The organism is Tenacibaculum sp. AHE14PA, from assembly GCF_019278465.1.
GTDB classification, from domain to species: domain Bacteria; phylum Bacteroidota; class Bacteroidia; order Flavobacteriales; family Flavobacteriaceae; genus Polaribacter; species Polaribacter bernardetii.
The window spans coordinates 2324919-2347612 of sequence record NZ_CP058983.1 but is presented as its reverse complement, the minus strand read 5'-3'; the positions used below and the strand labels follow the sequence as shown (position 1 = coordinate 2347612).

Here is a 22694-nt window from a genome sequence, read left to right as displayed (position 1 = left end):
ACGTAATTTGAAAACTACATAAGTATAATATTAAAACATACGCTTATGAAACGTCTAAAATTACTCTTCCTATTTATTGCCACAGGTGTAACGTTAACATCTTGTACAGTACAGGATACTGATTTTTCGTTAAACGAATATGTATCTAGTTACGATTTATGGTATATCGATTATCATAGAACAACTGGTACAGGCGATGTTCCTTTTTTATCAAAAGCCTTTACAGTTTCTTTTTTAAACGGAACTATGTATGCAAATAATAATATTGCTGACATTGGTAAAACCGGAAATGGGCTTGGAATTGCTGTTGGAAATTATGGCACTTACAGAACCATTTTAGAAACCGATCACGATCTTGATGGACGTTATGATTTTGATGTCGTTCAACTTTCTGAAGATGAAATTAGAATTGATGATTTATCGCAAAACGTAAGTTATTATTTAATTGGTTATCAAAGAAATAATTTTAATTACGATAAGTTGTTTTATGAAAACATAGAATACTTTTTGCAAGAATATGTAGCATGGGAAAGAACTGCTTCTTCTGGTGGTGTATCAAATACATTTGATGATGAACATTTCTTACAGTTTACGCCAGAAAACGACGTAACTTTCTACGCATCTCACGATTCATTTGGCACGAATATTGATTATATAAAATGGGACTATGTAGGTGGTTATAAAGTAGCCAATATAGCAGGTTATAGCGACTTAAAACTTTTAACACTTAATTATGATGGTGGCGATACTGAAAGGTTTGAATTAAGCGTTATAAATGATGAAAGGATACAATTATTTCACCTAAGTTCTAAAACAACGTACACTTTTTCTGGTAGAGGATTTGTACAGTATTTAAAAAATGAAAAAACAATAAAACCAACTGTAAGGAATAGCGGTAGAAAACGTACTAAAGTACAACGTGAAACAGTTGATAGAAAATATTTAAAATAAAGTTTGGTTAGTTGATTTTTGGTTGGGGTAGTAGCCAACTAAAAGAAACCGCTCTAGAGGTAGAGCGGTTTTTCTTTGTTTAAAATATTCGTTTTACCTAAAATATTTTACCTTTATAAAAAACAAAAACATGCAACAAACCGCTTTAATTACAGGAGCAACTTCTGGTATTGGTAAAGCAACCGCTATACTATTTGCTAAAAACAACATAAACCTTATTATTTGTGGAAGACGCGCTGAGAAACTTAAAGAACTTCAACACCAATTATCAACCTTCACAAAAGTACATACGCTACAATTTGATGTTCGTTATAAAGACGAAGTACAAAAGGCCATTGGTAGTTTACCTGATGAATTTAAACATATTGATGTTTTAATTAACAATGCAGGTAATGCACACGGGTTAAGTAGTATTCAGGAAGGAAGTATTGATGATTGGGATGCCATGATTGATGGAAACGTAAAAGGTTTATTATATGTTTCGAAAGCTATAATTCCGCAAATGGTGGATAGAAATAATGGTTTTATTCTTAATATCGGTTCTATTGCTAGTAAAGAAGTATATCCGAACGGAAATGTGTATTGTGCCTCAAAGTTTGCCGTAGATGCTTTAAATAAAGGAATGCGTATTGATTTAAACAAGCACAATATTCGTGTTTCGGCAATTCATCCTGGTTTGGTAGAAACTGAATTTTCAGACGTGCGTTTTAAAGGAGATCTCGATAGAGCAAAAACGGTATATCAAGGCTATAAAGCTTTACAGCCCGAAGATATTGCCGATATTATTTACTTTGTTATTAGTAGACCTTACCATGTAAATATTGAAGATTTAGTGGTATATCCTACCGCACAAGCAACCGCATCAATTATAAATAAAAATGTATAAGCTGTGATTAACAAACGTCTTTTAATTAAAAACTTACTTTCTCATAACGACGAGAATAGTTTTTTTGATAAAAAGCAAAAATTATCGCTACATCATAAAGAAGGTAAAGCTAAGTTTATAAAACATATTTGTGCGCTTTCAAACTCTAACCCTAATAATAATTCTTATATAGTTATTGGGGTTGAAGATGAAGAAAATAAAATTTTGGGAGTCGATTTTTACGATGATAGTAAAATTCAGAATTTAATAAACGCTTACTTAAACAATCCTCCAAAAATAGAATATGAAAATGTTCCTTTTCCACGTTTGCCACGTCATAAAGTAATAGGTTTAGTAACTATTTATCCTAATAATAAAATTACATCACTTTTAAAAAATATCTGGAAATACCGTAGAAACACTATTTTTTTTCGCAGAGGAAGTAACTCAATGCCTTCTGAAGGTAATTTTACCTTAAATGATGCAAATGCTACTATTGTTGCAGCTATCGAAAAAAATGCAAGTAATAATATAAAACTAACGCTCGATGGAGTTTTCGATTTTATTAACAATCATAAACCTACATACAATCCGCAATACAAAGTATTTAACGAACAATTTGTGGTGTGTTGGGCTGGTAAAAAAAAGGTGATTAATAATGAAGAATTTTATACTCGGGTTGATATTGAATTAATAAACGAGCAGGTTCGTTTATTTTTTTCTGCCCTAGATGATGTTCAAATTAGCCATAACGAAAAATCGTTTATTATTACCGAATATATTGTTTTAGGTATTGATAAAAGGAAAAAACATTATCCGTTAGAAAAAACAATTATTCATTTTAAAGAGAACGGAAAGCATGATATTGCCACCCAATTTTTATTTGAAGCTCCTCAATACGATAAAACTATTTTACATGATATTTATAACAATAACAATGCTATTGTTACCAAAATTGAGAGTAATAAACAACTTTCGATAACTGAATCTGAAAACGTTTACAAACTACCTACCTCCTATTTAATATGCTATTTAAACGGATTTTTAGACGCACCTCAACAGCTAAAAAAAATAAAAAATTATATAAAAAACTTAGAAGATAAAACTACTTATATAAAATACAAAGAAGCAATGCGGGTATTACGAAAAGTACGCTATAATTAAAACCTTGTACGAATAGTTTTTAAACTAGTTTCAATGGTTTTTGTTGAAACTTCTGAAACTCCATACATCATAGCATATCGTTTCCATTGATTGGTAATCTCTTTAATTTCATCTATAATTGTCTTTGCTTTTTTTATTGACAATGCACTTGCCAACTCTAATAATTCTTTCTTTCCTGGGTCTACATAATTTCTAGCACATGAGGTACTATGATATCCTTGTGATGAAGATGAAAAAGTTAAATCGTAAGCTGGCGCTAATGACCATTCTCCTTCAGGATTCATTAAAAAAGCAAAATTTTTAGAATGATCGTCTCGGTTATGTACTAAAATATTAAAAACAGCCCTACGGAACATTTGTTCAGCAACTTGTGCGTTATTTGTTAGCTTCTTTGCTTGGTAAATTAAATTTCCATAATCAAGGGTACTGTGCTCGTAATCATCATGAAAAAGTCCTGCAGCTGATAACATATGCAGCTTATCATTCCCTACACGGTCAAATCGTTTGGTTCCGAAATAACTATTTCCTGTATCACTATTAAACACTCTACATTCAGACATTTCAATTCCTGAAGCTAAAGCCATCTTATAATAAGCTAGCTCTATATTGGCAATATCTTTCGAATCTACATCCGCAGCAAATTTAATAATCCAATGCTCATATTCTTCCGGAAGATTGGCGACACCACTAATTAGTGAATCTGTCTTCGGATTATATCCTGCATAAATTTTTGGTCGTGCTCCACCAGGGCTACCTCCTCTTCCGAACATATCATCAATTACAGTGCTACTCTCTCCACTGAGGACTTCAGAAATATTATTATTTAGTTTATCTAGATTAATTTCTATAGCCTCGTGCTCTAATGCTACACTCGGTCTATATTGTAGTGCACCCATACTGTTCTTCCCTGCAAATGTTAAATGATCTAACATATTAAGAGATTCAATAGCAATTCGATCAGTGCTAAGGCGTTTCTTTATTAACAAATATCCCCAAGCGTCTGGTAAAGAATCAGCAAACACGCCAAAAAGACCATTAAATGGTTTTTCTTTGGTTGTTTGAGGAATATCATCAAACGTTAATTGATTTGGAGACAGGTTTGTTCCTGTTTCTAAATAAGTATCGCTATATTTAAATAATATATCTCTACCATCTAAAACAAGTTGACCTATAAGTTCTTCTTCTTTAGAAAACTGTATATATACATCGAGTTTAGTTGTTGCCATAATTAATAATTAAACAACTCTTTTTTCCGTTTCATATCACTTGGCAGTAATATTGATTCAAAATCTGTTAAACGTTTAAGAGCTTCACAAATTTTTAAAAGTGATTCTAGAGAAATGACACCTGTTGATTCAAATTTTCGAACACTAGCGTAAGATACTCCTGATCTTTCTGATAATTCCTTCTGAGACATTTTTTCTTGTTTCCTTAAAACTCTGGTTCTTTTTGATAAAAGAATCATTATTTCCTTAGGCGATTTTTCATCTCCATATCCCCACATATCGTACTCTTAGTTTAGAATACTAATATAATAATTATACTTTAAAAATTGCTACTATAATACCTTTTTTTAATGATACATGGCTAAAATTACTACTATGGTAGCAATTAATTTATTTTTCTATAACCGTTTGTGCAAAATAATTTCGCTTTATTACTATTTACTCATTTCAAAAATTAGTTCTCCTCCGTTTATAATATCAGCATGAGAAAGTACATTATCTGTTATTTTCTTACCGTTTATTGTTATACTTTTTACAAATACGTTTTCTTTACTTTGATTTTGAGCCGTAATTTTTAAGGTTTTTCCATTTTCTAAATAAATAGTAGCTGCTTTAATATTCGGACTTCCTATGGCATAATTTGGCGAACCTGGTGTTACAGGATAAAACCCTAAACTACTAAATATATACCAAGCACTCATTTGACCTGCATCATCATTACCACACAAACCATCAACAGTATCTCCGTACATGGTATCCATAATCATACGAACTCTTTCTTGTGTTTTTTTAGGATGCCCTGTCCAATTATATAAATACGGAATGTGATGTCCAGGCTCGTTACCATGCACATAATTCCCTATAATTCCGTCGCGAGTAATATCTTCATGGTTTGCTATGTATTTATCAGCTATTTCTGTGGTAAATAATTCATCTAGTTGCTTACTAAATTTTTCTTTACCTCCCATCATTTCAATCATTTCATCAATGTTCTGAGGAACATATAATCCATAATTCCATGCATTTCCTTCAATAAAACCTTGCCCGTGCGTATCCATTGGGTCAAAGTTTTTTCTAAAAGTACCATCAGATAATTTAGGACGCATAAATCCAATTGTTGGATCATAAACGTTTTTATAATAGGTTGATCTTGTTAAATACTCTTTTTCTACATCAGCTTTTCCAACTTTTTTTGCAATTTGAGCAATACACCAATCATTGTAAGCATATTCTAATGTTTTTGATACTGATGAATGGCTTTTGTCTTCTGGAACATATTTATAATCAATATAATCTCCAATACCATCAAAATAACGAACAGTGGCTGTGTTTGTTGATGCTTTAAGTGCGTGATTCACATCAAAATCTCCCACATTTTTTGCTAACGCATCTGCAATAACTGAAGTAGCATGATACCCAATCATACACCAATTTTCATTAGCATAATGACTCCAAATTGGTAACATATTATGTACACTTTGATCGTGATGTGCAAGCATCGATTTTATCATGTCGTTGTTTCGCTTTGGTTGTGTTATATTGTATAATGGATGTAATGCGCGGTAAGTATCCCAAAGAGAAAATATCGTATAATTAGTAAAACCATCAGAAGTATGTATATTTTGGTCTAACCCTCGGTATTTCCCATCAACATCTTCATACAAAATAGGTGACAAATTAGTGTGATATAAAGCGGTATAAAAAGTAGTTTTCTCTTTTTCAGAAATTGTTTCTACATCAATTTTTCCCAATTCTTTATTCCATTTATCTTTAGTTTCTTGTTTTGTTTTATCAAAATTCCAATGCGGAATTTCTTGTTTTAAATTATTTAAAGCTCCGTTAGTACTTACTGGTGATAAGGCAAATTTTACATTTATTTTTTCACCTTCTTCTGTATCAAAATTAAAATAAGCTCTTATATCTTTTCCTGCCATTTCAGGAAAGTTTTCATTTTGTTTAAAACGTCTGTAAAATCCATCATACGTTTCTTTATTGTATTTTTTATGACCATAACTTTTAAATGGTTTAGAAAATTTCATCGCAAAAAACACTTTTTTTGTTCTTGCCTATCCTTTTGTTTGTCTATAACCTGTTATTAAACTATCATTTTCAACACGAATAAATGTCCATACATTTTTATTATCATGATGATAGATATTGTACACTAAATCTAAAATAATATGTGCATCGTTAGATTTTGGAAATGTGTATTGATGAAAACCTACACGCTCACTAGCTGTTAATTCGGCTTTTATATTGTAACTATCTAAGTTTACTTTGTAATAACCAGGAGACGCTTTTTCGGTATCATGTGAAAACGTTGAATAAAATCCTTTAGTACCTTCTTTTGTTTTTAACGGATCTAATGTTAGTTTTCCTGTAGTTGGCATTACTAAAAAATCCCCTAAATCAGCATGCCCTGTTCCGCTAAAATTAGTGTGAGCAAAACCTATAATTGTTGAGTCTTTATGTTGATAACCCGCACAATATTCATATGTTGTACTGTTGTAGCTACCATTTTCATTAAACATAACCTCAAAATTAGTTTGAGGACTTAACTGTACCATTCCAAAAGGAGCAGTTGCTCCAGGAAAAACATGTCCCATTTTACTAGTTCCAATTAAAGGATTTACATTTTTTGTAAAATCTTTTTTATGCCTTTGATCTACGACACTTTCTTTTAACTCTTGTTTACAGTTTACCACAAATAAACACAAACTAAAGATCACTAAAAATGATAAATATTTTTTCATATTATTAACCAAAACAGGTTTAAAGTGCTAATAAAGCAAAATGAAAACAAATAAACACCTTAAAAATGCTATAAAACCAAATAAATATAAATAAAAACAATTTAACTAAAAGTGTTTAAATTTAAACACGTTGTTTAAAAAGATCCTTTTATAAACGTTAAAACTGTTTTAATAAATCAGCTAAAAAGTACTGCCTTAAAAAGTATCTTTGTGTTTTATTTATTATATATGTCTATAAACACACTTTTAGTAACACCTCCTTTTACACAATTAAATACTGCGTATCCTGCAACCGCATACATTAAAGGTTTTTTAGAGTCTAAAGATGTAAAAGCAACGCAAATGGATTTAAGTATCGAGCTGTTTACTACGGTGTTTACCAAAGAATTTATAGAGGCTATTTTTAAGCAAGCAGAAATGCTTGGTAATAGTGATTTTCCTTTAGTTGATAAACAAAAAGAAGAATACATAAATAAAGTAGATTCTGTTATGGATTATTTGCGCGTACAAGAAGTTACAGCAGCGTATCAGATGGTACATAAAGATTTTTTACCACACGGACATAGGCGTGTTAAACTAAATAAAGATTTAACTACCGAATTCGGAAAACTAGGAATTTTAGACAAAGCCAAACACATTGCAACACTCTTTGTAGAAGAATTAGGCGATTATATAAACGCCAATGTCGATGAGTTTTTCTCTTTTACACGCTATGCAGAACAACTAGGAAGATCTGCCTCTAGTTTCGATACTATTAACGAGTTTTTACAATATGAAACTACCTTAATAGAAGATGAAATGTTGTATTTATTAGAAGAAAAACTGCAACAAGATAATTATGATTTAGTTTGTTTTACAGTGCCTTTTCCTGGTAATTTATTTTCTGCTTTACGTTGTGCACAATTTATAAAACAAAAATATCCTACCATTAAAATAGGTATGGGTGGCGGTTATTGTAACACTGAGTTAAGACGTTTGTCTGACCCAAGAATTTTTGATTTTATAGATTTTATTACTTTAGATGATGGTGAAGGTCCGTTATTAAAAATCACAGAGTTTTTAGATGGTAAAATAAAAGAAGATGGTTTAGAAAGAACTTTTATCTGTAAAAACAATAAAGTTATTTACGCTGATAAAATACCAAACACCATATTTCATCATAAAAACTTGCCTGCGCCTAGTTATCTAGGACTTCCAACAAATAAATACTTATCTTTTTTAGATGTCATGAATCCGATGCACAGAATGTGGTCTGATGGAAAGTGGAATAAATTAACCATTTCTCACGGATGTTATTGGAAACAGTGTTCTTTTTGTGATGTTACGTTAGATTATATTGGAAATTATCAAAATACAACCGCTGATGATTTAGTGAATAAAATCGAAAAAATAATCTCTGAAACAGGTATTACAGGTTTTCATTTTGTTGATGAAGCTGCGCCGCCAAAAATGCTAAGAGCATTGGCAAATAAACTGCTAGAAAGAAAAGTTTATATTACTTGGTGGACCAACATTCGATTCGAAAAAACATTTACGCCAGAATTGTGTGCTTTACTTTCTAAATCGGGATGTATTGCCGTTACCGGTGGTTTAGAAGTTGCTTCGGATAGGTTATTAGCTAAAATGAAAAAAGGGGTAGATATTGGACAAGTTGCTAGAGTAACCAAAGCTTTTTCTGATGAAAATATTATGGTGCATGCTTATTTAATGTTCGGTTTTCCTACAGAAACAGCACAAGAAACCATTGATTCTTTAGAAGTTGTGCGTCAGTTATTTCAAAACAATTGTATTCAATCTGCTTTTTGGCACATGTTTGCTTGTACAAGTCATAGCCCCGTTGGTAAAAATCCGGATGAATTTGAAATTAACATTACTGGGCCAGAATTTAAAGGTTTTGCTGAAAATGATTTGTATCACGAAGATCCAACAGGAGCAGAACATCACTTATATAGCCAAGGCTTAAATACGGCTTTAAACAATTATTTAAATTATAAAGGATTTGATATTCCTTTACATAAATACTTCGATTTTAAAACACCAAAAACAACTCAAGTGCCTAATTTGATAGCAGGTTTTTTAACTACCTAAATTTAATATCAACTACTTTACATATCCTTAAATAACTGATTATTAATTTAATAAAACTTTAAGAAGTAATCATAAATATTTGTTAAGTCTTTCTTTTTACTGAAACGTTTTTTTTTGATCGTCGTCTTTTTAGATATAAACCGAATCTTAAAAAACATAATATCATGAAAAAATTTGTATTTACAGTATTAGCAATCGCATTATCTTTTGGAACTGTTTCAGCTTCAGAAATAAACAAAACAACCGTAAAAACTACTACCGAATATTATAAAGTTAATACTTTTTGTAAGTTAATTACAGCTGGTAATTACGAGGCTGTTAAAGCAATGATTGAAAATGGAACAAATATTAACAGAAAATCTACTGGGTTAACTCCGTTAATGTTTGCTGCTAGATATAACAAAGTAGCAATCGTTAAATTATTAATTAAAAAAGGCGCTAAACTAAATTCAAAATCGGATAAAGGAAATTTTACAGCCTTAGATTATGCAAAAATGTCTAAAGCACATGCAGCTTATAAAGTAATTGCTACTGCCTTAGAAAAATAAAGTAACCCGAATTTTAAATAAAAAAGGCTTCACAAATTGTGAAGCCTTTTCAATATAATTAAATGTCGATTATCGACTTATAAGTCAAACTTAATTCCTTGCGCTAAAGGCAATTCATCAGAATAATTTACAGTATTTGTTTGTCTTCTCATGTACACTTTCCAAGCATCAGATCCAGACTCACGTCCACCACCAGTTTCTTTTTCACCACCAAAAGCACCACCAATTTCAGCACCAGAAGTACCAATATTTACGTTTGCAATACCACAATCAGATCCTGCATATGATAAGAACTTTTCAGCTTCTTTCATTTCATTCGTCATAATTGCTGATGATAATCCTTGCGCAACACCATTTTGTTTTGCAATCGCATTTTCTACTTCTCCTGAGTATTTCATTAAATATAAAATCGGAGCAAAAGTTTCGTGCTGAACAATTTCGAAATGATTTTCTGCTTCAATAATAGCTGGTTTTACGTAGCATCCGCTTTCGTAACCTTCACCTTCTAAAACTCCTCCTTCAACTAATACGTTACCACCTTCAGCTTTTGCCTTTTCAATTGCAGCTAAATATGTGTTTACAGAATCGTGGTCGATTAACGGCCCAATATGATTTTTTTCATCTAAAGGATTTCCAATAGTTAACTGCCCGTAAGCACCAACAATTGCATCTCTTACTTTATCGTAAACCGATTCGTGAATAATTAATCTTCTTGTTGAAGTACAACGTTGACCACAAGTTCCAACTGCACCAAATACTGCACCAGGAACTACCACTTTTAAATCGGCAGTAGGTGTAATAATAATTGCGTTGTTTCCTCCTAACTCTAATAAAGATTTTCCGAAACGCTGCGCAACAGTTGCACCAACGATTCTTCCCATTCTTGTAGATCCTGTAGCAGAAACTAAAGGAATACGAGTATCGGTAGTCATCATTTCACCAACTTTGTAATCTCCGTTAATGATAGAAGAAATACCTTCTGGTAAGTTATTTTGTTTTAAAACATCTGCAATAATGTTTTGACATGCGATAGAACATAAAGGTGCTTTTTCAGAACCTTTCCATACACATACATCACCACAAATCCATGCTAAAGCTGTATTCCAAGCCCAAACTGCAACAGGAAAGTTAAACGCAGAGATAATACCAACTACACCAATTGGGTGCCATTGTTCTCTCATTACATGCCCTGGACGTTCAGACGGAATTGTTTGTCCGTTTAACTGACGTGATAAACCAACAGCAAAATCACAGATATCGATCATTTCCTGAACTTCACCGTAACCCTCTTGTAAAGATTTACCCATTTCGTAAGAAACTAACTTACCTAATGGTTCTTTTAACTCTCTTAATTTATTACCAAACTGACGTACAATTTCTCCTCTTTGTGGAGCAGGCATATTTCTAAAAGACAAAAATGCCTCTGTAGCCGTTTCCATTACTTTATCATAATCTTCTCTTGTCGTAGATTTTACTTTACCGATTAGTTTCCCATCAACTGGTGAGTAACTTTCAATAATTTCTCCGTTAGAAAAGTTATTAGAACCTGTAGAGGTTCCTTCATTAATATCTTTTACTCCTAATTGAGCTAAAGCTTCTTTGATACCAAAATCTGCCATTATATATTGTAATTTTAGGTGTTTAAAATAAAAAAACAAAACTACGAATAATTTCACACTTCTATAAATTAAACATTTTTATCTGTTTTGTTTAAAATCAAACAAAATATGTTATTTTAAAATATATTATGGGTAAATTTAAAAAGTAATATCATTTATAACACTATTTTTGTAGCCCTTTATGAAAGAGCAATTTTTTAACATACAGTCTGAAGAAGAGTTTACCAAAGTAGCTTTACGTGTTTTTAAACATCAGTTTACTAATAATAAAGTATATCGTTCTTTTTGTGATTTATTATATGTTCATCCAAGTGATGTTACTTCTATAGAACAGATTCCTTTTTTACCAATTGAGTTTTTTAAAACTAAAAAAATACTTTCATCTACTGATAAAGTTCAAGAAACGTTTTCAAGTTCTGGTACCACAGGTAGTATAACAAGTAAGCATTTAGTTACAGATTTATCGTGGTATGAAGAAAGTTACTTAAATGGTTTTAAGCATTTTTACGGCAATATAGAAGAGTACGTAGTTTTAGCTTTATTACCTAATTATTTAGAACGTAAAGGATCTTCATTAGTATATATGGCTAATGATTTGATAAAAAAATCAAAACAAGCAGAAAGTGGATTTTATCTTGATAATTTAGATGAATTAACCAAAAAACTGATAGATTTAGATAAAAAAGGTCAAAAAATATTACTTATTGGCGTTTCTTTTGCTCTGTTAGATTTAATTGAAAAGCATACTTTTAACCTTAAAAACACCATTATTATGGAAACTGGTGGCATGAAAGGGAGAAGAAAAGAACTCGTTCGTCACGAGCTACATACTATACTTTCTAAGGGATTTGGTGTAAAAAAAATACATTCTGAATATGGTATGACAGAGTTATTAAGTCAAGGTTACTCTAAAGGAAATGGTGTTTTTAATTGTCCGCCTTGGATGCGCTTTTTAACTCGAGACACCGAAGATTCATTAACAATTTTACCAAAAGAAAAATCGGGCGGTATTAACGTTATTGATTTAGCAAATTATAATTCTTGTTCCTTTATTGCTACGCAAGATTTAGGTAAAATACATACCGATAATAGTTTTGAAATTATTGGTAGGTTCGATAATTCTGATATTAGAGGTTGCAACCTAATGGTTTTATAGACTTTAATTTTTTCTTTTAAAGTTAATTTTTAAAACTGTTATCTATTACTTCAATTTATGTTTTCTATAATTGAAAATCTTTTTTTAAAAGCTGTAAGTTAGTTAAGAACTTATCGACTACAACATTAAATTCATTTTTTTTGAAACAATTTATAACTCTTTTTTTACTAGTAATTTCTACTGTGTTAGTAGCTCAAAAAACAGACTATAACACAACAAGTGGATATGTTGCTGAAGGTTACGATGTTGTTTCTTACTTTACAAGTAAAGAACCTTTAGAAGGTAAAAAGAAACTTACTACTACCTTCGATGGTACTAAATTTAAGTTTTCTTCAGAAAAAAACCTCAAGCTATTTAAAGTAAATCCTACAAAATACATTCCGCAATATGGTGGCTATTGTGCATATGCAATGGGGAAAAAAGGTGAAAAGGTAGCTATTGATCCTGAAAATTTTGAAATAAGAGATGGCAAACTCTACTTGTTTTATAATTCGTGGATAAACAATACCTTAAAATCTTGGCAACAAGAAGGCGCAGAAAAATTAAAAAAACAAGCAGATATAAATTGGTTAAGAGTAAATCAGTAATTGATTTATTCGTTGCGGGGGCAACTATAAAGGGCTGAATTTATTCAGCCTTTTTTTTTGTGTTTTTTACTTTATTTTATTCTTACTTTTGTTAAATAAAAAGCTAGCTATGAACCACTTTTCTTTTTTCAATCGAAAAAACATTCAACAAGAATTACAAGAAACCGAATTTGATATTTTAATTATTGGTGGAGGAATTACCGGCGCAGGGATAGCTTTAGATGCTGCATCTAGAGGAATGAAAGTTGCTTTAATTGAAAAAAATGATTTTGCTTCTGGTACTTCAAGTAAATCAACAAAACTAATTCACGGTGGTTTACGTTACCTAAAACAATTCGATTTTTGGTTGGTAAAAGAAGTGGGTACCGAACGAGCAATTGTTCATAAAATAGCACCTCATTTAGTAATTCCCGAAAAAATGATTCTTCCTTTAATTGATGGAGGAACTTATGGATCTTGGTTAACCTCTATCGGATTAAAAGTGTACGATGTTTTGGCCTCTGTAGAAGGTGATGATAAACGTAAAATGCTCGATAAAAAGGAAGCTCTTAACAAAGAACCTCTTTTACCTAAAAATATATTAAGAGGTGCTGGTTATTATGCAGAGTATCGTACAGATGATGCACGTTTAACAATAGAAGTACTAAAAACAGCTAGCCAATACAACGCACAAATACTTAATTATACCAAAGCCAATGAGTTTATTTATGAAAATAAACGTGTAGTTGGCGTAAAGGTTTCTGATATTTTTTCTAACCAAGAATACGAAATTAAAGCAAAATATGTAGTTAATGCTGCAGGACCATGGGTAGATGAATTACGACAAATTAACAACTCTAAAATTGGCAAAAGACTTCATTTAACAAAAGGAGTTCATTTAGTTGTTGCTCATGAAAAATTACCTATAAAACAATCCGTTTATTTTGATGTTCCAGATGGTAGAATGATGTTTGCAATACCGCGTGGTAAAGTAACTTATTTCGGTACCACAGATACTAATTTTCAAGAAGATAAAAACACCGTAGAAACCAATATTATTGATGCCACCTATTTAATTGAAGCTGTGAATAATATGTTTACTGGTATCGAATTAACTTTAGATGATATTCAATCTTCATGGGCAGGTTTACGACCATTAATTCATGAGGAAGGTAAATCTGCATCAGAATTATCTCGTAAAGATGAAATTTTTGTTTCTGATACCAAGCTAATTTCTATTGCCGGGGGTAAATTAACCGGTTATCGTAAAATGGCTGAGCGTATTGTTGATTTAGTTGCTAAGAAAATGGTTAGACGTTTTAATGTTGAATTTGATACCATACAAACTGAAGATATTATTTTAGCCGGTGGTCCTTTTCAAAACTACAAATCGGTAGACTTATACATAAATCAAGTATATAAAAATTTAAAAAATAAAGGTTTTACAAAAACTGAAGCTGCTTATTTGGTGCACAATTACGGAAAACAAACAGCCATAATTATAGATAAATTTGATGAGTTAAAAGAAAGTAATGTAGAACTTCGTTTATTAAAAGCTGAAATTTGGTTTACCATTCAACATGAAATGACTTGTACTCCCACCGATTTTTTTATGCGTAGAACTGGCCGCTTATTTTTTGATAAACCTAGTGTAGATAGTTATAAAAATGATGTTTTAAATGAATTTACTACATATTTTAATTGGTCTGAATTAGAAAAAAGTAAACATCAAGAAGAATTAGAAAGTAAAATAAAATTAGCCGTAAATTTTAACTAGTCATTTTACACACTGTAATTGCTCACAACAAAAAGTGTTATATCTTTGGCGTGCTTAAAATTTTTATATTCCCCTAAAAAATGAAAAAAAAATTATTTGTATTTATATTTCTAATCAGTAGTTTTATTGCTAAAAGTCAAACAACTAATATTGTAAAATCTTCAGAATTTGAAGGTATTAAAATAAACAATACCACATTAAACGACCTTAAAAAAACTAAAGGAAAACAAGCTGCTGTAGAAAACTTATTAGGTGCAGTAACTTCTTATAATGTTGATGAAAATGAAAACTATTATTATTTTGTTTTTAAAGGACTTAAAGTAGATTTCTCTACTTTAGGAAGAAGTAAACCTTATATAGAATCTTTTGAAATTAATAGCAGTGAATCGTCTTTAAATATAAAAAATATTGCGGTTACTGTTGGAGATAATATTAGTAAACTAGGTACTGTTGTTTTTAGTGTTGGCCGAAATGGTTCTAAGAGTATTTTATATTCAGTTTGTGAAGATTGTGATAGTTTTGTATATATAGAATTCGATCAAGCAACTAATATTATTACTAAGATTAGTTATATGGATATGGGGTAACTACACCGTTTCCCTTAATAAATTCTGATATTTTTTTCTTAGTATTAATGGTTTCACGCCAAATTTATATAACATAAAAACATATCCATTTATTAAATTTACCTTTAACCACGAATTATTATCGTACTTTCTAGCGCTTACCGTTGCTTTAGATTGAATAACGGTATATTTAATATTCTTATCTCTTATTCTATCTATCATTTCAAAATCTTCCATAATACAGTAATCTTCATTAAATCCATTTAGCTCGTTAAAAATTGTTTTTAAAAAGAACTGACATTGATCGCCACCGCCAGCAAGTAGGCTATCTTTTTTTGTGAAATAACTATTTATATTTAACAAAAAAGACGATCTATCAAAATTATAAGAAAAAAATCCGGCCTTATAATTATTATTAATTGCTTGTATTATTTCTTCATAAAAATTAGTTGGTAACTGAACATCAGCATGTAAAAAAACAACAATATCACCCGTTGCTTTAGCTGCACCATAATTCATTTGTACGGCCCTACCCTTTTTAGGACTGTTGTAAAACAATACATTGTCGAATTTTTTGCATACATTAATGGTATCATCTGTAGTTTCGGGCGAATTTGAAATAATGATTTCAACTGGTTTCTTGTAAGCTATTTCATTTAAAAAAGACAGCTTTTTAAGTAAGTTGTGTTGTTCATTATAAACAGGAATAATAATGCTTATTAGCATAAATACATTAATTTAAAATTATGAAAAACTATTTCTTTAGTATTTTTTTGTTTCTTACGTGCACTCTTATTGCGCAAAATAAAACAGACTATATAAAAACATCGCAAGACTTGTTAACTCGTATCGTAAATGGTGAATCGTATGAGGAAGAAATTTCTATACTCGAAAAAAGTACGTTAACCAATTTGCTAACTCAACTGCCTAAAGATAAGCATAAAAAAGCTTTTTGGATTAACATATATAACGCTTTTATTCAAATACATTTAAATAAAAACCCTAGTTTATTTGATGATAAAGGATCTTTTTTTAAAACTAAAAGAATTAAAATTGCTGGTGAAATATTATCTTTTGATGATGTAGAGCACGGTATTCTTAGAAAATCGAGATGTAAAATTAGTTTAGGTTATTTAAGAAAACCTTTTAGAGCTAAATGGGAAAGAAAATTAAGGGTTGATGATATTGATTGGAGAATTCACTTTGTATTAAACTGTGGTGCCAAAAGTTGTCCGCCAGTTGCTATTTTTTCTTTAAATAACTTAAATGATGAACTAGATTATATGGTTACCAATTATTTAAAACAACATACTACTTTTAATAAAGAAAATGAAACCGCTAGTTCTTCGGCATTAATTTCTTGGTTTAGAGGTGATTTTGGTGGTAAATCTGGCGCTCGTGAAATTTTAAAAAACTACGGAATAACGCCAACCAAACCAAAAAAACTTAAGTTTAATGATTATGATTGGACGTTGTATTTAAATAATTTTAAAGAACTACCTAAAAATCTTAATTAATTAGATTTTTCGTGCGCTTCTAAATCTTTCGTTAAATCTAACTTTCGCAATGTTGGGTTTATAATACCTGTGGTTACAACCGTAATTAATGTCATTGTTCCACCAGAAACAACAGCAGTTACAGTTCCCATTAATTTTGCCGTTACGCCGCTTTCAAAAGCTCCTAATTCATTTGATGAACCTACGAACATAGAATTTACAGATGCTACTCTACCTCGCATATGATCGGGAGTTTTTAATTGTAAAATTGTTTGACGAATAACCATTGAAACTCCGTCGGTAACACCACTAAAAAATAACGCTACCATTGATATCCAAAAAACGGAAGATAATCCGAATACTATAATACAAACTCCAAAGCCAAAAATAGCCGCTAACAACTTCATTCCGGCATTTTTACTAATAGGTATGTAAGCTGTTATTAACATTGTTAAAAAAGCACCTATTGCCGGTGCAGCACGTAAAGCACCAAACCCTTCTGGCCCTACTTTTAAAATATCTTGTGCATAAATAGGTAATAAAGCAATAGCACCACCAAAAAGTACAGAAATCATATCTAAAGTAATGGCTCCTAAAATAGCTTTGGTTTTAAATACAAAATTGATTCCTTCTTTTAAACTCTTTAATACTGGCTCCCCAATTTTCGGATTCATAATTGGTTTTTTCTTTACAAAAAACACCATCAAAAATGAAAATAGTACCAAGCCAAAAACAATACAAAGTGACCAATGAACTCCTAACCAAGAAATAGTAAACCCTGCAAAGGCAGGACCTAATACTGAAGCCATTTGCCAAGTAGAGCTACTCCAAGTTGCTGCATTGGGATATAATTTTTTAGGCACTATTAAAGCTATCAAAGAAAATATTGTGGGTCCGAAGAACGAACGTAAAAGTCCGCCAAAAAATACCAATCCATAAATTGCATATAATACCGTGTTTGTTTCCCAACCTTTAATAAAACTTGGTAAGGTTAAAAAAAACAAGCCTAAACTTATTAATGAAAAAGCACCTATACAAAGTGCTAATAAATTTCTTTTTTCTTTTTGATCAACAATATGTCCTGCAAATAAAGCCATAGATACTGCCGGAATTACTTCCATCAAACCAATAATACCGAGTGATAACGGATTTTTTGTAATACTGTATACTTGCCATTCTATAATAATAAATTGCATAGACCAAGCAAATACTAAGGCAAAACGCACTAAAAGAAATAAATTAAATTCTTTAATTCTTAAAGAAGCATACGGGTCTTTCTTTTCCATTTTATTAATTCAATTTTAAATCCATTAAAAGAGCAAAAGTTTCATTTACATCTTCTTCTTTTACAACAATTGTCATTTCATTTGTTGTAGATATTACTTCTTGTACAGCAATATTTGCCCAAGCAAATTGCTTTAAAATAAAATAATATATTCCCGATTGCTCTAAATTACCCTTTGGAAGTTTAATTGTTATTGAAGCCAAATCATTTACATTATTTATTAATGTTTCGAGTTTAAAAATTTCTTCAACATAAGGTCTTAAATTTTTACTCGTAACAATATTAGTTTCAAAAATTCCTTGAGAAACTGTTAAAAAATAATCATTACTATCGGCAGATTTACTTAAAACTTTAGCAATTTCTTTTAATAATGAAGTAGTGTTTTTAAAGGTAAAGTCGCATAAATCAGATCGTACAATTACATCTCCTAAGTTAAGTGCTAATTTTTTAATGTTTTTGCGTACTCTAATTTCATTTGCTGGTGAAAGTCTATTTATAGCCATCATAACTGCACCTACTTTTACTTCTTTTTTAAGTAATTTACTTACTTCTGGTAAGATAACTCTAGCTAAAGATGATACGTTAATTAACTTTTCATTTAAAGCCTCTTCAATAAAAGGTGTTTTTCTTATTGTAATTTCTACAGCTTCCTGAATTGTTTTCATTTTGTTTAATTTTAAACAAAAATACTTAAAACTAAACTATATGTAAGGTAATTTATACTTTTAAATATGACTTTTTTTATGAAAAAGTTTGTGAATCAGATTTTTAAATTAAATTTGTTTCGATTTCAATTTTTATTGAATGTAATCTTAGAAGCGATTGGTGGGTTGACTTCTTTTTATTAAGAAGGATTATTTGTGCAAATGCAAACAACTAATCTAATCTATTTGTTAACTTTAAAAACTCATCTTTCGCTTCTTTTTTTCCGTATAACACATTGTATACAGCATCGATAATAGGTGTTTTTGCACCATTTTTTTGATTGATTTCATAAGCACTTTTTGCAGCATAATATCCTTCAGCAACCATACTCATTTCCATTTGAGCAGATTTTACCGTATAACCTTTACCAATCATGTTACCAAACATTCTATTTCTACTAAAAACAGAGTATCCTGTAACTAATAAATCACCTAAATAAGCCGAATTATTAATATTACGTTTCATTTTATGCACCTTTTTAATGAAGCGTTTCATTTCACGAATACCGTTACTCATTAACACTGCCTGAAAATTATCTCCATATCCTAATCCGTGAGAAATTCCAGCTGCAATCGCATAAATATTTTTTAACATTGCTGCATATTCTGTACCAATAATATCATCAGATATTTTTGTTTTTATATAACGACCAGCAATATATTTACTTAAATCTTTGGCTTTTTCAGCATCCTGACAAGCTAACGTTAAATATGATAAACGTTCCATCGCTACTTCTTCAGCATGACATGGACCAGTAAGTACACCAATATTTTCCATCGGAATATTAAATTTCTGATGAAAGTGTTCCCCAATAATTAAACCTGTTTCTGGTACAATTCCTTTAATTGCCGAAAAAATGATTTTACCTTCTAATGAAGTTGTTAACTTTTCTAATTCCGTATTTATAAAAGCTGAAGGAATAGCAAAAATAAGCACATCATAATTATCAACAATATAATTCATATCGTCAGACAAATCTAACTGCTCTGGATGTAACTCTGCAGAACTTAAATAACTAGGATTATGCTTGTTACGTTTTATATGTTCGATAGCATATACACTTCGCATATACCAACCAATGTTTTCAAGATTTTCAGATAACATTTTTACAATGGCAGTAGCCCAACTTCCTCCACCTAAAACCGCTATTTTAGTTTGCTTACTCATATCGTTGTTTGTTTAGTATGCTAAATTAATAAATCTATAGGCTTCTTCTAAAAGTTAAGGGTATTATATTTGAATTTTGAAAAACCAAACATCATGAACGTACAAATAATAAACAAATCGAAACACCAAACTCCTGCATATGAAACCGAAGGTTCTGCCGGAATGGATTTACGTGCTAATTTAAATGAACCTGTAGTTTTAAAACCTTTAGAAAGAGCAATTATAAAAACTGGATTATTTATTGCTTTACCTAATGGTTTTGAAGCACAAGTTCGTCCGCGAAGCGGATTGGCAGCTAAAAAAGGAATTACTGTATTAAATTCTCCTGGAACTGTTGATGCGGATTATCGTGGTGAAATTGGGGTAATTTTAGTAAACCTGTCTAACGAAGAATTTATTGTAAATGATGGTGAGCGTATTGCGCAATTAGTAATTGCAAAACACGAACGTGTAAACTGGCAAGAAGTTACTGTTTTAAATGAAACGGAACGTGGTGCTGGTGGTTTTGGTAGTACTGGAGTTTAAGTTATTTTTTTATAAAGTTGACTCATTTTACGAACCTCGTCGTACAATAATTCAAAGTCTAAAAAACAATGTGAATGATATTTGTATTCGAGTTTTTTATAAAATTCGAAAGCTTGTGGTTGTGCATCCATAGCATCTAACCAAATGAGATCATATTGTTTTTTAATGGCTTGAGTTTCTAACCAATTCAATAATTTTTTACCAATTCCGTTTCCTTGTGTTTTTGGATGCAAATAAACGCGGTGTAATTTTACACTCTTTTGGTCAGCAAAACCTGCTAATTGTTCATTCCAAACAATTCTGAAATTACCTATTATTTCATTTTTAAATAATACCAAGTAATTCTGAGAATTTATGTTTAAAAGTTCAGTACTTAATTTTTCTTTAGAATATTGCGTATTCACATACCAATCTCCACCATCTTTCCAAAAATGACTATAAGCCGGCGGATAAATTTCTTTCATTAATGTAAAAAGAGCTTCTAAATCAGTATTTAAAATTTCTTTTAATTGGATGTTATCAGATATGTTTATCAAACTTATTTTTTATAAATTTCTTCTCCATCAAAAATAGTTAAAACTATTTTGGTTTGCTTAATTTGAGTTGTTGGAATTGTAAAAATATCATTATCTAAAACTACAAAATCAGCTAATTTACCTACTTCTAAAGAACCTACTTTATCTTCTTGTCTCATTACATAAGCTCCGTTTAAAGTATATGCTTTAATTGCTTCTTCTAATGAAATATTTTGTGGCGAACGTGTTACAGCATTTTGAATTCCTACAAACGGATTTAATGAACTTACATTCCAATCGCTACTTAATGTAATTCTTGCTCCTGCCTCTTTTAATGATTTAATAGGAACTTGATTATTTGCCAAATCACTACCTAATAAATGATCATTATCGTGCCAATATTCAGGTTGTGTAAATTCGCCACCAACTTGTGCATCTGCTGTTACGTTTAATGCTTTAAAACGATTAATATCGGCAGATGTAACCATTTCTACATGAGTTAAGCGGTGTCTTCCTTTTGGTGTTCCACTTTGTTGAATTGCATTTAAAGCTTCTGTTACACTACGATTTCCAATTGCATGAATATGAAAATCGAAACCAGTGCCTTCTAATTCAGCAATGTATTTAGCAATTCTAGTTTCTGTAAAATAATTCAGCCCGTTATTTGTTGGTTGATGAAAATAATCTTCTTTATAATTAGAATGCAATGCAGCAGTTGTGTTATGAGTTATACCATCTGCATATAATTTTATTTGATTTATTTTTAAGAAACTGTCATTATCATTAGAAAATAACGATTTTAATGATGCTATTTGACTTGCATCAGCTTCCGTTGGATATGCCCATAAACCTAAATTAGAACGTGCAGTTAATTTATCATCGTCTGCTAAATTTTTCCATGTTTTATGTTGGTCTCTCTTCCAATAGGTTCTTGCATCAGAAACTGATGTAATTCCGTGTTTTGCAAGTTCAGGTAATACATACTCAACCATTCCGTTATACTCTCCATCAGCATCGTTTAGAGCGGCTACAGCTTGTTGAAAAAAAACATCGCCTGCATTATCTATTAAAATACCTTGTAAAACACTAGCTTCTTTTATAATGATTCCGCCTTGCGGATTTTCTGTTGTTGCTGTTATACCTGCCAATTCTAATCCTTTTGAATTTATCCACATAGAATGTGATGTTTGCTCCATAATAATTACAGGTCGATCAGAAACGGCTTCATTAATAATTTCTAACGGATTTCTTGTTGCTTCTAAAAGTGTATTTATTGAGTGTCCGAAGCCAATAATCCATTCAACATTAGGGTTTTGGTTTGCTGCTGTTTTAATTGCTGAAATATAATTTTCGGCATTGGTTTCTTCTTCATTTAAAGTAAAAACTGTTGTTGTAGCTCCTACTTCCATCGGATGCATATGTACATCATGAAAACCTGGTAAAATTATTTTACCTTTTAAATCAATTTTTATTACATTGTCGTCTGCCGCTTTTTCTGCTGCTATATTAGAACCTACAAAAATTATTTTATTTTTATCTATTAACAATGCTTCTGCCCAAGGTTTTTTAGAATCAACTGTAAAAACTTTAGCGTTATAGTATAATTTTTGTGTACTTATTTTTATATTAGATGTATTTATTTCATGTTCGCTAGAACATGAATTTGTAGTAAAAACTACACTAAGTAACATAATTAATAGTTTCATTTTTTTCATTTTAATA

22 protein-coding genes are annotated in these 22694 nt (G+C 30.7%); 11 read left to right on the top strand and 11 right to left on the bottom strand.

Features of this window, described 5'->3' with window-relative positions; translation table 11 throughout:
• The first annotated feature begins 45 nt into the window (after nucleotides 1–45).
• The 3 genes from H0I30_RS10775 to H0I30_RS10765 all read left to right on the top strand — a co-directional run bounded on the left by H0I30_RS10775 (nucleotide 46) and on the right by H0I30_RS10765 (nucleotide 2980).
• Nucleotides 46–951 (top strand): hypothetical protein, encoded by a 906-nt coding sequence (locus H0I30_RS10775; protein WP_218771867.1) that lies wholly within the window; start codon nucleotides 46–48, stop codon nucleotides 949–951.
• Nucleotides 952–1081: 130 nt separating this feature from the next.
• Nucleotides 1082–1837, top strand: coding sequence for an SDR family NAD(P)-dependent oxidoreductase (locus H0I30_RS10770; protein ID WP_218771866.1), 756 nt, complete (start codon nucleotides 1082–1084; stop codon nucleotides 1835–1837).
• Nucleotides 1838–1840: 3 nt separating this feature from the next.
• The gene (locus H0I30_RS10765; RefSeq protein ID WP_218771865.1) at nucleotides 1841–2980 is read left to right on the top strand and encodes an ATP-binding protein; all 1140 of its coding nucleotides are present in this window, start codon (nucleotides 1841–1843) and stop codon (nucleotides 2978–2980) included.
• Here H0I30_RS10765 and H0I30_RS10760 read toward each other — a convergent pair.
• The 4 genes from H0I30_RS10760 to H0I30_RS13090 form a co-directional block, all read right to left on the bottom strand.
• The gene (locus H0I30_RS10760) at nucleotides 2977–4206 is read right to left on the bottom strand and encodes a type II toxin-antitoxin system HipA family toxin (RefSeq protein ID WP_218771864.1); all 1230 of its coding nucleotides are present in this window, start codon (nucleotides 4204–4206) and stop codon (nucleotides 2977–2979) included. The genes H0I30_RS10765 and H0I30_RS10760 overlap by 4 nt on opposite strands.
• 2 nt (nucleotides 4207–4208) lie before the next feature.
• Nucleotides 4209–4484 carry a helix-turn-helix domain-containing protein gene (locus H0I30_RS10755; RefSeq protein WP_218771863.1) on the bottom strand — a complete coding sequence of 92 codons (276 nt, stop codon included), beginning with the start codon at nucleotides 4482–4484 and terminating at the stop codon, nucleotides 4209–4211.
• Between the two features lie 156 nt (nucleotides 4485–4640).
• Nucleotides 4641–6257: a GH92 family glycosyl hydrolase gene (locus tag H0I30_RS10750; protein ID WP_370624105.1), complete on the bottom strand. Its 1617-nt coding sequence runs from the start codon at nucleotides 6255–6257 to the stop codon at nucleotides 4641–4643.
• 15 nt (nucleotides 6258–6272) lie between these two features.
• Nucleotides 6273–6959 (bottom strand): hypothetical protein, encoded by a 687-nt coding sequence (locus tag H0I30_RS13090; RefSeq protein WP_370624094.1) that lies wholly within the window; start codon nucleotides 6957–6959, stop codon nucleotides 6273–6275.
• A 228-nt stretch (nucleotides 6960–7187) separates the two neighbouring features.
• On the opposite strand from H0I30_RS13090, the gene H0I30_RS10745 reads away from it, so the two are divergent.
• Both H0I30_RS10745 and H0I30_RS10740 read left to right on the top strand, forming a co-directional pair.
• Nucleotides 7188–9047 (top strand): radical SAM protein, encoded by a 1860-nt coding sequence (locus H0I30_RS10745; RefSeq protein ID WP_218771862.1) that lies wholly within the window; start codon nucleotides 7188–7190, stop codon nucleotides 9045–9047.
• Nucleotides 9048–9211: 164 nt separating this feature from the next.
• Entirely contained in the window at nucleotides 9212–9595 is a 384-nt protein-coding gene (locus tag H0I30_RS10740) for an ankyrin repeat domain-containing protein (RefSeq protein ID WP_218771861.1), read from the top strand.
• A gap of 77 nt (nucleotides 9596–9672) precedes the next feature.
• Here H0I30_RS10740 and H0I30_RS10735 read toward each other — a convergent pair whose 3' ends face one another.
• On the bottom strand, nucleotides 9673–11214 hold the full coding sequence (locus tag H0I30_RS10735) for an aldehyde dehydrogenase family protein (RefSeq protein WP_218771860.1): 1542 nt from the start codon (nucleotides 11212–11214) through the stop codon (nucleotides 9673–9675).
• A gap of 181 nt (nucleotides 11215–11395) precedes the next feature.
• Here H0I30_RS10735 and H0I30_RS10730 point away from each other — a divergent pair, with 181 nt between their 5' ends.
• From H0I30_RS10730 to H0I30_RS10715, 4 genes are all read left to right on the top strand, one after another.
• Nucleotides 11396–12370: an acyl transferase gene (locus H0I30_RS10730; protein WP_218771859.1), complete on the top strand. Its 975-nt coding sequence runs from the start codon at nucleotides 11396–11398 to the stop codon at nucleotides 12368–12370.
• Nucleotides 12371–12510: 140 nt separating this feature from the next.
• Nucleotides 12511–12957: a YHS domain-containing (seleno)protein gene (locus H0I30_RS10725; protein ID WP_218771858.1), complete on the top strand. Its 447-nt coding sequence runs from the start codon at nucleotides 12511–12513 to the stop codon at nucleotides 12955–12957.
• 109 nt (nucleotides 12958–13066) lie between these two features.
• Complete coding sequence (locus H0I30_RS10720) at nucleotides 13067–14713, top strand: glycerol-3-phosphate dehydrogenase/oxidase (protein ID WP_218771857.1); 1647 nt, start codon at nucleotides 13067–13069, stop codon at nucleotides 14711–14713.
• An 80-nt stretch (nucleotides 14714–14793) separates the two neighbouring features.
• Complete coding sequence (locus H0I30_RS10715; protein WP_218771856.1) at nucleotides 14794–15300, top strand: hypothetical protein; 507 nt, start codon at nucleotides 14794–14796, stop codon at nucleotides 15298–15300.
• Here H0I30_RS10715 and H0I30_RS10710 read toward each other — a convergent pair whose 3' ends face one another.
• Nucleotides 15301–16005: a TIGR04283 family arsenosugar biosynthesis glycosyltransferase gene (locus H0I30_RS10710; RefSeq protein ID WP_218771855.1), complete on the bottom strand. Its 705-nt coding sequence runs from the start codon at nucleotides 16003–16005 to the stop codon at nucleotides 15301–15303. It lies immediately after the preceding gene.
• Nucleotides 16006–16025: 20 nt separating this feature from the next.
• Between H0I30_RS10710 and H0I30_RS10705 the strand changes: the two genes are divergently transcribed.
• Nucleotides 16026–16796, top strand: a complete 771-nt coding sequence (locus H0I30_RS10705) for a DUF547 domain-containing protein (protein ID WP_218771854.1) — start codon at nucleotides 16026–16028, stop codon at nucleotides 16794–16796.
• On the opposite strand, the gene H0I30_RS10700 is transcribed toward H0I30_RS10705, so the two are convergent.
• The 3 genes from H0I30_RS10700 to H0I30_RS10690 all read right to left on the bottom strand — a co-directional run bounded on the left by H0I30_RS10700 (nucleotide 16793) and on the right by H0I30_RS10690 (nucleotide 19932).
• A complete protein-coding gene (locus tag H0I30_RS10700) occupies nucleotides 16793–18061 on the bottom strand; it encodes an MFS transporter (RefSeq protein WP_218771853.1) in 1269 nt (422 codons plus the stop codon). The two genes, H0I30_RS10705 and H0I30_RS10700, sit on opposite strands and share 4 nt — an antisense overlap.
• Nucleotides 18062–18065: 4 nt before the next feature.
• The gene (locus H0I30_RS10695) at nucleotides 18066–18725 is read right to left on the bottom strand and encodes a hypothetical protein (RefSeq protein ID WP_218771852.1); all 660 of its coding nucleotides are present in this window, start codon (nucleotides 18723–18725) and stop codon (nucleotides 18066–18068) included.
• 211 nt (nucleotides 18726–18936) lie between these two features.
• Entirely contained in the window at nucleotides 18937–19932 is a 996-nt protein-coding gene (locus H0I30_RS10690) for an NAD(P)H-dependent glycerol-3-phosphate dehydrogenase (RefSeq protein ID WP_218771851.1), read from the bottom strand.
• Nucleotides 19933–20025: 93 nt separating this feature from the next.
• Between H0I30_RS10690 and dut the strand changes: the two genes are divergently transcribed.
• A complete protein-coding gene (gene dut, locus H0I30_RS10685; protein ID WP_218771850.1) occupies nucleotides 20026–20457 on the top strand; it encodes a dUTP diphosphatase in 432 nt (143 codons plus the stop codon).
• Here the strand turns inward: dut and H0I30_RS10680 are convergent.
• A complete protein-coding gene (locus tag H0I30_RS10680) occupies nucleotides 20454–20993 on the bottom strand; it encodes a GNAT family N-acetyltransferase (protein WP_218771849.1) in 540 nt (179 codons plus the stop codon). The two genes, dut and H0I30_RS10680, sit on opposite strands and share 4 nt — an antisense overlap.
• 2 nt (nucleotides 20994–20995) lie before the next feature.
• Nucleotides 20996–22678 (bottom strand): amidohydrolase, encoded by a 1683-nt coding sequence (locus H0I30_RS10675; RefSeq protein ID WP_218771848.1) that lies wholly within the window; start codon nucleotides 22676–22678, stop codon nucleotides 20996–20998.
• Nucleotides 22679–22694: the final 16 nt, after the last annotated feature.

What these genes read in the sequence shown, in the direction of transcription:
- H0I30_RS10775 (WP_218771867.1), top strand. Translation starts at nt 46, where the DNA reads ATGAAACGTCTAAAATTACTCTTCCTATTTATTGCCACAGGTGTAACG.
- H0I30_RS10770 (WP_218771866.1), top strand. Translation starts at nt 1,082, where the DNA reads ATGCAACAAACCGCTTTAATTACAGGAGCAACTTCTGGTATTGGTAAA.
- H0I30_RS10760 (WP_218771864.1), bottom strand. Translation starts at nt 4,206, where the DNA reads ATGGCAACAACTAAACTCGATGTATATATACAGTTTTCTAAAGAAGAA.
- H0I30_RS10755 (WP_218771863.1), bottom strand. Translation starts at nt 4,484, where the DNA reads ATGTGGGGATATGGAGATGAAAAATCGCCTAAGGAAATAATGATTCTT.
- H0I30_RS13090 (WP_370624094.1), bottom strand. Translation starts at nt 6,959, where the DNA reads ATGAAAAAATATTTATCATTTTTAGTGATCTTTAGTTTGTGTTTATTT.
- H0I30_RS10745 (WP_218771862.1), top strand. Translation starts at nt 7,188, where the DNA reads ATGTCTATAAACACACTTTTAGTAACACCTCCTTTTACACAATTAAAT.
- H0I30_RS10740 (WP_218771861.1), top strand. Translation starts at nt 9,212, where the DNA reads ATGAAAAAATTTGTATTTACAGTATTAGCAATCGCATTATCTTTTGGA.
- H0I30_RS10735 (WP_218771860.1), bottom strand. Translation starts at nt 11,214, where the DNA reads ATGGCAGATTTTGGTATCAAAGAAGCTTTAGCTCAATTAGGAGTAAAA.
- H0I30_RS10730 (WP_218771859.1), top strand. Translation starts at nt 11,396, where the DNA reads ATGAAAGAGCAATTTTTTAACATACAGTCTGAAGAAGAGTTTACCAAA.
- H0I30_RS10720 (WP_218771857.1), top strand. Translation starts at nt 13,067, where the DNA reads ATGAACCACTTTTCTTTTTTCAATCGAAAAAACATTCAACAAGAATTA.
- H0I30_RS10715 (WP_218771856.1), top strand. Translation starts at nt 14,794, where the DNA reads ATGAAAAAAAAATTATTTGTATTTATATTTCTAATCAGTAGTTTTATT.
- H0I30_RS10710 (WP_218771855.1), bottom strand. Translation starts at nt 16,005, where the DNA reads ATGCTAATAAGCATTATTATTCCTGTTTATAATGAACAACACAACTTA.
- H0I30_RS10705 (WP_218771854.1), top strand. Translation starts at nt 16,026, where the DNA reads ATGAAAAACTATTTCTTTAGTATTTTTTTGTTTCTTACGTGCACTCTT.
- H0I30_RS10700 (WP_218771853.1), bottom strand. Translation starts at nt 18,061, where the DNA reads ATGGAAAAGAAAGACCCGTATGCTTCTTTAAGAATTAAAGAATTTAAT.
- H0I30_RS10695 (WP_218771852.1), bottom strand. Translation starts at nt 18,725, where the DNA reads ATGAAAACAATTCAGGAAGCTGTAGAAATTACAATAAGAAAAACACCT.
- H0I30_RS10690 (WP_218771851.1), bottom strand. Translation starts at nt 19,932, where the DNA reads ATGAGTAAGCAAACTAAAATAGCGGTTTTAGGTGGAGGAAGTTGGGCT.
- dut (WP_218771850.1), top strand. Translation starts at nt 20,026, where the DNA reads ATGAACGTACAAATAATAAACAAATCGAAACACCAAACTCCTGCATAT.
- H0I30_RS10675 (WP_218771848.1), bottom strand. Translation starts at nt 22,678, where the DNA reads ATGAAACTATTAATTATGTTACTTAGTGTAGTTTTTACTACAAATTCA.